We start from the raw sequence: 7,706 nt of genomic DNA, 5'->3' as shown, positions 1-7,706 counted from the left end.
ACTGGGTTGATAGGCCGGATATGGAAGCCAGGTGACTGGTGGAGTTGACCGGTACTAATAGGCCGAGGGCTTGTCCTCAGTTGCTCGCGTCCACTGTGTGGTTCCCGGGTTGCGAACAGTCGCACCGGTTGAACCAGTATGTACTCAATTGAAGAGTGTGCTTGTTCGCTAAGTGCCGATATCCCGCTCTGCGGGATGGCCCGATAGGGTTTCGGTGGTCATANGCGTCCACTGTGTGGTTCCCGGGTTGCGAACAGTCGCACCGGTTGAACCAGTATGTACTCAATTGAAGAGTGTGCTTGTTCGCTAAGTGCCGATATCCCGCTCTGCGGGATGGCCCGATAGGGTTTCGGTGGTCATAGCGTGAGGGAAACGCCCGGTTACATTCCGAACCCGGAAGCTAAGCCTCACAGCGCCGATGGTACTGCAGGGGGGACCCTGTGGGAGAGTAGGACGCCGCCGAACAATCTTTCATGGACCCGTGGTCCAGCGTTCACGCTGGATCACGGGTCTTTTTTCGTTTTCACCCCTTTTTGCCCGAAGCGCATCGGAAGGCCGATTGCGCGAGAATGACTGCGGTACCCGAAGACAGGAGCCCAACCGATGTCCCCCAACTCCTCCGACGACCGTCCTGAGCGCGATGAGCGCCGCAGGGACAGCGGTGACCGGGGCGGCTTCCGCGGAGGTCGTGACGACCGCGAGCGTGGACCGCGGCGTGATGATCGGGACCGTGGTGGATTCCGTCGTGATGACAACAACCGCCGTGATGACCATCGCGGTGGCGGGTTCCGCGGTGCGCGTGACGACCGGCCGAGCGGGCCCCGTCGCGACGACCGCTCCGGCGGTCCGCGTCGTGATGACGATCGTGGCGGTCGCCCCAACGCCGGTTCCGGCGGTGGCGGTTACGGCCGCAGGGACGACAGCCGCGGTGGCCGGCCCACCGGTGGCAGCGGTCGGCCGACCGGTGGCGGTGGCGGCGGATACGGGCGTCGTGACGACCGTTCGAGCGCTCCGCGCCGTTCTGACGACCGTGGCGGCTTCGGGCGTCGGGACGACCGTCCTGCCGGTCCGCGTCGCGATGACCGTCGTGATGACCGGTCCGGTGGTTTCCGTCGTGACGATCGGCCCGGCGGCCCGCGTCGGGACGGTGATCGTGGAGGGTTCCGTCGCGACGACCGCCGGGACGACCGGCCTGCCGGTCCTCGCCGCGATGACCGTCGCGATGACCGGTCCGGTGGTTTCCGTCGTGACGATCGCCGTGACGACCGTCCCGCGTTTCGTCGTGACGATCGGCGTGATGACCGGCCTGCCGGTCCGCGTCGCGATGACCGTCGTGATGACCGGTCCGGTGGTTTCCGTCGTGACGATCGGCCCGGCGGCCCGCGTCAGGACAGCGGCCGTGGCGGGTTCCGTCGTGACGACGACCGCCGGGACGACCGTCGTGACGACCGGCCGAGCGGCTTCCGTCGGGATGAACGTTCCTCCGGGCCGCGCCGTGACGACAGTCGCGGTGGCCGGCCGGCCGGTGGTGGCGGCGGTTACGGGCGTCGGGACGACCGTCCCGGTGGCCCGCGCCGTGATGACCGTGGCGGGCGTCCCAGCAGCGGTGGCGGCGGTTACGGGCGTCGCGACGACCGGGGCGGGGACCGCGGCGGATACCGGGGCCGTGACGACAGCCGCGGTGGTGGCTACGAGCGTCGTGACGACCGGGACCGCGACCGCGAGCCCATCAAGCGGCTGCCGATCCCCGAGGACGTCACGGGCGACGAGATCGACAAGAGCGTCCGGCAGGAGCTGATGAGCCTGCCCAAGACGCTCGCCGAGGATGTCGCCAGGAACCTCGTCATGGTCGCGAAGCTGATCGACGAGGACCCGGAGCAGGCCTACGCGTACTCCCGTATCGCGCTGCGGCTCGCGTCCAGGGTCGCCGCCGTACGTGAGGCCGCCGGCTTCGCCGCGTACGCGACGCAGAAGTACGCGGAGGCGCTGGCCGAGTTCCGGGCGGCGCGGCGGATGACCGGGGGTGTCGATCTGTGGCCCGTCATGGCGGACTGCGAGCGTGGCCTCGGCCGTCCCGAGCGGGCGATGGCGATGGCCGGTGAGCCCGAGGTGCAGAAGCTCGACAAGGCCGGGCAGGTCGAGATGCGGCTCGTCGCGGCCGGTGCGCGCAGGGACATGGGGCAGATCGACGCGGCCATCGTGACCCTCCAGAGCCCCGAGCTGGCCTCGAACTCCGTTCAGCCGTGGACCGCGCGGCTGCGGTACGCGTACGCCGACGCGCTGCTGTCGGCCGGGCGTGAGGACGAGGCGCGCGAGTGGTTCGGCAAGACGCTTGAGGCGGACAAGGACGGGGCGACGGATGCTTCGGACCGTCTCGCCGAGCTGGACGGCGTCGAGTTCGTCGATGCCATGGGTGAGGACGAGGACGAGCCGGAGACCCAGGCTGCCCCGGCCGAGGCCGGCGTTGATGTCGACGATGATGACGATGACATCGAGGCGGACATCGAGGCGGACATCGACGACGACATCGAGGCCGATGCCGAGGTCGGCGACACGAATGACCGCGACAGGAACAGCCCAGGCCCCGACAAAGGCTGAGTGACGAAACATGTGGGCGGCACCCCGGCCGGGGTGCCGCCCACACGCATGCCGGGCCAGGCCCTGAGCGATGTCAGCCGAGGGCCAGGCTCCGCAGCACCAGCCCCGTCGCCGGCTTGGGGCCGAAGGATGTCGACTTGCGCGGCATCGTGACGCCCTGGAGCGCCAGTTCCCGTACGACGTCCTCGTGCACCGGGTGCATCAGGACCGCCGTGCTGCCGTCGCGTTCCGCCTTTCCGACCGCCGCCTCGGTGTCATGGATGTAGGCGATGTGCTCCGGGGCGTCCGGGATCCGCCAGATGTGGTCGAGCAGCGTGGCGTGCAGGACCGTCGCGTCCAGGCTCCGCCAGGCCGCCGGACGGTCGGCCGGGACCGTACGCGCGAGCAGGCCCGGGTCCGGCCGGTCGATCAGCCGGAACCGGCCGTCCCCGGCGAGCAGGAACGCGTTGCCCGAGGCGGCGGCGTCCGCCAGCGCGTCAAGGGCCTCCGGGAGCGGCCCGTCGAGCGTACGGACCCGGAAGGAGTCCGCGAGCGCGGCCACCGCCCGGTCGACGGGCAGCCGGTGCAGCAGCCGGTGGATGGAGCGGACCTGGAGGGGGTATCGGGCCGTGTCGATCAGCAGCACCAGACCGTAGCCCCAGGGCCCGGGGGCCGGGTGCTCGTCCCGCAGCCGCAGATACGTCGCCCACCGGTGATGTCCGTCGGCGATCAGGGCCTGGTGGTGGGCGAGATCACCGGTGATCTCCGTGAGGTCTTCGCGGTCGGTGACCGACCACAGCCGGTGGCTGAAACCGTCCTCCGTGGTGGTGGCGAGAAGCGGGGAGCGATGGATGGCGCGCTCGATGACCGCTGCCGCGCCGCCCGCCTCGACCCCGTTCCGGTACGTCAGGAGCAGCGGTTCCAGATTCGCCGCGGTCGTCCGCATCAGGGCCGCGCGGTCCGCGACGACGTCCGGCATCACGTCCTCGTGCGGCAGCACGATGCCGTCGGCCGGGGCGGAGAGGGCCAGGGCCCCGATCACCCCGCGCTGGAGCAGCTCGCCCTTGCGCTGCTCGTACACGTAGAGCGCGGGTTCCGGATCCGGGGCGAGGACGCCCTCCGACAGCCACTGTTCCAGCGTCGTGGCCGCCTGTCGGTGGCGGTACTCGGGGGTGGTGGCCTGCGGCAGGATCAGCCGGACGATGTTGTGCGGATCGGCCGACTCCAGATGGTGCAGCCCGTCCGGCCTGACGACCACGTCGTACGGCGGCGAGGTCACCGCGGAGAGACTGCCGATCCGCTCGGGGACATAGCGGAGTCCGCGGAACGGAATCAGCCGCAGCCCCTTGTCCGCGGGACCTGTTGTGTTCATTCGGGCATCGTATGTGCGGTACGGGGATGCGCGATGATCGGGGGATAACCCGAACGAGGAGCGTAAGACGGATGAGCCAGCGGAGCAGGACCAGGCCGAGCGGGAGTACGACCGCGCTGAACGAGGCGTACGACACGGCTCTGCTCGATCTCGACGGGGTCGTGTACGCGGGCGGGGAGGCCATCGCGTACGCGGTCGAATCGCTCAACACGGCCCGGGACGCGGGTATGCGGCTCGCGTATGTCACCAACAACGCGCTCCGTCCGCCGGACACCGTCGCCGCGCATCTGACGGAGCTCGGCGTACCGGCCGAGCCCGCCGATGTGATCACCTCGGCGCAGGCGGTGTCCCGGCTGATCGCCGACCAGCTGCCGCAGGGGGCCAAGGTGCTGGTCATCGGCGGGGACGGGCTGCGGATCGCGCTGCGCGAGCGCGGACTCGAACCGGTGGAGTCGGCCGATGACGACCCGGCCGCCGTGGTGCAGGGGTACGGGGGGCCCGATCTGGCGTGGGGACGGTTCGCCGAGGCGTGCTACGCGATCAACCGGGGCGTCCCGTGGTTCGCGTCCAACACGGATCTGACGATCCCCAGCGCGCGGGGGATCATGCCGGGCAATGGCGCGGCGGTCGAGGTCGTACGGATCGCGACGGGCGCCGAGCCGCAGGTCGCGGGCAAGCCGCTGCCCCCGATGCACCGCGAGACGATCCTGCGGACCGGGGCGAAGCGCGCGCTGGTCGTCGGGGACCGGCTGGACACGGACATCGAGGGGGCGATCAACGGCGGGGTCGACTCGCTGCTCGTCCTGACCGGTGTGACGGACGCGGCGGGCCTGCTGGCCGCCGAGCCCCGGCACCGGCCGACGTATGTGGACGCGGATCTGCGCGGATTGCTGACCGGCCAGCCCGAAGTCTCCGAGGTCGCCGATGTCACCGGGGCCGGCGGGGGCGCGGGAGCCTTCCGGTGCGGCGGGTGGACCGCGTACGTCGGCGGTGGCGCGCTGGTGCTCGACGGGGACGGCGCGGCGCTGGACGGGCTGCGCGCGCTGTGCGCGGCGGCCTGGACGGACGCGGGTGACGGGTCCTGCGCGCGGGACGCGGGCAAGGCACTGGCCAAGCTGGGGCTGTGAGGGGCCGGGTGGCTACGGGCCGGGTGGCTACGCCTCTTCCGCGGCGGCCATCAGATGGTCCTCGGAGGCACCCCGGCGCCAGTAGCCGCTGAACTTCACGGCTCCGCGGTCGAAGCCGCGCTCGCCGACGAGATGGCGGCGTACGGCCTTCACGGTCGCCGACTCACCGGCGATCCAGGCGTACGGGGTGCCCCCGGGCAGAACGGCGGCGCGGATCGCGTCCGCCGTGGCGGGCGGCGCGTCATGGTCGCGCGTGAGCCAGACGATCTCGGCGTCGGCCTTCGTGGGGAGTTCCTGGCGGTCGGCCGGGGCATGGACCTCGATCCAGACCCGGGCCGGCATGCCGGGCGGCAGGGATTCCAGGATCCCGGCGATGGCCGGCAGGGCTGACTCGTCGGCGGTCAGCAGGATCCAGTCGGTGCCCTCCGGGGGCCTGAAGTCATAGCCGGCGTTCTCCTCGTCGACCGGTGCCAGTACGGAGATCCGGGCGCCGGGCCGGGCCGCTCGCGCCCAGCGCGTGGCGGGTCCTGACGCCGCGTCCACCGCCGTACCGCCACAACCGCCGTCGAGGCCATCGCCGTTGCCGCCGACACCGTTGCCGCCGCCCCCGTTGTCGCCGACACCGCTGCTCTCAGGGCCGCTGCTCTCCGTGCCGTGGAGGGCGAAGTCGATGACCAACTCGGCCGGTTCGCGGCGCAGTTCGCGCACGGTGTAGGTACGCATGATGCCGCGTGTCCCGGGGTCGAGCTCGCGCCAGGCGTCGTACCAGTCGGCCCGCGCCGGGTCCGGCATGACCGGTTCGCGCTCGCCGGGCCGCGGCAGGAACAGTTTGACGCGCTGGTCGCGTCCGGCCGTGGCCATATGTGCCAGGTCCGGGCCGCCGAGGACGACCCTCGCCATCGATGGGGTGACGCGCTCCGTGCGGAGCACCTCGACGGTGAAGAACCGGAAGGGTGCATCGGTCATGGGGCCTCTTCGCCTTTCCCGCTGCGAGATCGATTGCGAGGGTAGGCTAACCTAACTCGATGACGACGCAGCGCCTCACCGCGGAATCGGTGACCCTCGGCTACGACCAGCGGATCATCGCCCGCGAACTCTCGGTCGAGATTCCCGACCGGTCGTTCACGGTGATCGTGGGGCCGAACGCCTGCGGCAAGTCGACTTTGCTGCGCGCGCTGTCGCGGATGCTCAAGCCGTCCGAGGGGCGCGTACTGCTGGACGGCAGCGCCATCCACTCCCTCCCCGCCAAGAAGGTCGCCAGGACCCTGGGGCTGCTGCCGCAGTCGTCCATCGCGCCCGACGGCATCACGGTCGCCGATCTGGTGGCGCGCGGCCGCTATCCGTACCAGGGGCTGCTGCGCCAGTGGTCCCCGCGGGACGAGCGGATTGTCGAGGAGTCGATGGCGGCGACCGGCGTCGATGGGCTCGCCGGTCGCTATGTCGATGAATTGTCCGGCGGCCAGCGCCAGCGGGTCTGGATCGCGATGGCCCTCGCCCAGCAGACGCCGCTGCTCCTGCTGGACGAGCCAACTACCTTCCTCGACATCCAGCACCAGATCGATGTGCTCGACCTCTGCGCCGAGTTGCACGAGACACAGGGCCGTACGCTCGTCGTCGTCCTGCACGACCTGAACCACGCCGCCCGGTACGCCACCCATCTCATCGCGATGCGCGAGGGCCGGATCGTGGCCGAGGGCGCTCCGGCGGACGTCGTCACGGCGGAGCGGGTGGCGGAGGTGTTCGGGCTGCGCTGCCAGGTCATCGACGATCCGGAGACCGGGACGCCGCTGGTGGTGCCCGCGGGGCGGCGGGCGCGGCGGCCCGTGGCCGTACCGTCGGGGAAGTAGGCCCGGCGCGGACCCCGTGGACCGGATCCGTCGAGGCGGAGCCGCCCCGACGGATCGGTCAGAGCAGCGCCCTCAGCCGCAGCAGATCGCGGAAACCGGCCTCCAGCCTGACCCGCCCTGAGCCCCAGGCACGGGCGAAGTTCAGCTCACCGTCAACCAGCGCCACCAGGTCGTCGCCCGTCATGGCGAGTCTGATCTCGGCCTTCTCCGGTGGTGGTCCCTCCACGGTGTCGGTCACCACGATCCGGCCGTCCACCAGCCTGCCGGTGAATGTGACGTCCAGATCCGTGATGTGGCAGCTGAGCGAGCGGTCGAGGCCGGCCGCGGTGCGGACCTTTCCGTCCGCCTGCGCCAGATTGTCAGAGAGCTTGTCGAGTGCGCTGCGGCACTCCTCCATCGTCGCCATCGCGATCGACGGTACCGCAGTGCTTCGCGGTAGCGTCTGGGCATGGACGACTCGATGGCGGGCCCGGCCGGGCAAGGGGCCGGGCAAGGGTCCGGGGAACGGCCCGAGCGGGAGCCGGGAAGCGAGCCGGAGCGGGAGACCCGGGCGGCCGGACCCGGCGCTCCCGACCCCGCCGCACCCCGGCCCCTCGGTCTGGAACGGGTCCCGACCGGTGACGCCGAGGTGGACGCGCTGCTGACCCGGCTCGCCGACGCCGACCACCTCCCCGCGGACGGTCATGTCGAGGTGTACGAGGATGTACACCGGGGCCTGCGCGACGCGCTGACCGCGCTCGACGCGCAGGGCCCCCGGGGGCAGCCGACGCCCCGCTGACTTCT

The 7,706-nt window shown here is 71.1% G+C and carries 7 protein-coding genes, 2 rRNA genes and 1 pseudogene; 7 read left to right on the top strand and 3 right to left on the bottom strand.

Annotated features, from left to right (window positions below; genetic code table 11):
• From M1203_RS21075 to M1203_RS21060, 4 genes and pseudogenes are all read left to right on the top strand, one after another.
• Positions 1–78 (top strand): 23S ribosomal RNA (locus M1203_RS21075); the annotation flags it as partial.
• Positions 79–348: 270 nt separating this feature from the next.
• Positions 349–465: ribosomal RNA gene (gene rrf, locus M1203_RS21070) — 5S ribosomal RNA — on the top strand.
• A 156-nt stretch (positions 466–621) separates the two neighbouring features.
• Positions 622–1,563, top strand: a pseudogene (locus M1203_RS39235) (hypothetical protein); the annotation flags it as partial.
• Between the two features lie 234 nt (positions 1,564–1,797).
• Positions 1,798–2,598 carry a tetratricopeptide repeat protein gene (locus M1203_RS21060; protein ID WP_249951331.1) on the top strand — a complete coding sequence of 267 codons (801 nt, stop codon included), beginning with the start codon at positions 1,798–1,800 and terminating at the stop codon, positions 2,596–2,598.
• 73 nt (positions 2,599–2,671) lie between these two features.
• Here the strand turns inward: M1203_RS21060 and M1203_RS21055 are convergent, their stop codons facing one another.
• Positions 2,672–3,949 (bottom strand): DUF1015 family protein, encoded by a 1,278-nt coding sequence (locus M1203_RS21055; protein WP_249951297.1) that lies wholly within the window; start codon positions 3,947–3,949, stop codon positions 2,672–2,674.
• 71 nt (positions 3,950–4,020) lie between these two features.
• Between M1203_RS21055 and M1203_RS21050 the strand changes: the two genes are divergently transcribed.
• Complete coding sequence (locus tag M1203_RS21050; RefSeq protein WP_249951296.1) at positions 4,021–5,076, top strand: HAD-IIA family hydrolase; 1,056 nt, start codon at positions 4,021–4,023, stop codon at positions 5,074–5,076.
• A 27-nt stretch (positions 5,077–5,103) separates the two neighbouring features.
• On the opposite strand, the gene M1203_RS21045 is transcribed toward M1203_RS21050, so the two are convergent.
• Positions 5,104–6,042: a siderophore-interacting protein gene (locus tag M1203_RS21045; protein ID WP_249951295.1), complete on the bottom strand. Its 939-nt coding sequence runs from the start codon at positions 6,040–6,042 to the stop codon at positions 5,104–5,106.
• Positions 6,043–6,101: 59 nt separating this feature from the next.
• Here M1203_RS21045 and M1203_RS21040 point away from each other — a divergent pair, with 59 nt between their 5' ends.
• Complete coding sequence (locus tag M1203_RS21040) at positions 6,102–6,923, top strand: ABC transporter ATP-binding protein (protein WP_249951294.1); 822 nt, start codon at positions 6,102–6,104, stop codon at positions 6,921–6,923.
• Between the two features lie 58 nt (positions 6,924–6,981).
• Here the strand turns inward: M1203_RS21040 and M1203_RS21035 are convergent, their stop codons facing one another.
• Positions 6,982–7,329, bottom strand: a complete 348-nt coding sequence (locus tag M1203_RS21035; protein WP_249951293.1) for an SCP2 sterol-binding domain-containing protein — start codon at positions 7,327–7,329, stop codon at positions 6,982–6,984.
• 42 nt (positions 7,330–7,371) lie between these two features.
• On the opposite strand from M1203_RS21035, the gene M1203_RS21030 reads away from it, so the two are divergent.
• Complete coding sequence (locus tag M1203_RS21030) at positions 7,372–7,701, top strand: hypothetical protein (protein ID WP_374403537.1); 330 nt, start codon at positions 7,372–7,374, stop codon at positions 7,699–7,701.
• The last annotated feature ends 5 nt before the right edge of the window (positions 7,702–7,706 follow it).

This window comes from Streptomyces sp. 35G-GA-8 (assembly GCF_023534745.1).
GTDB lineage: Bacteria > Actinomycetota > Actinomycetes > Streptomycetales > Streptomycetaceae > Streptomyces.
The sequence above is the reverse complement of the archived record's forward strand: the minus strand, read 5'-3'. Positions and strand labels throughout refer to the sequence as shown.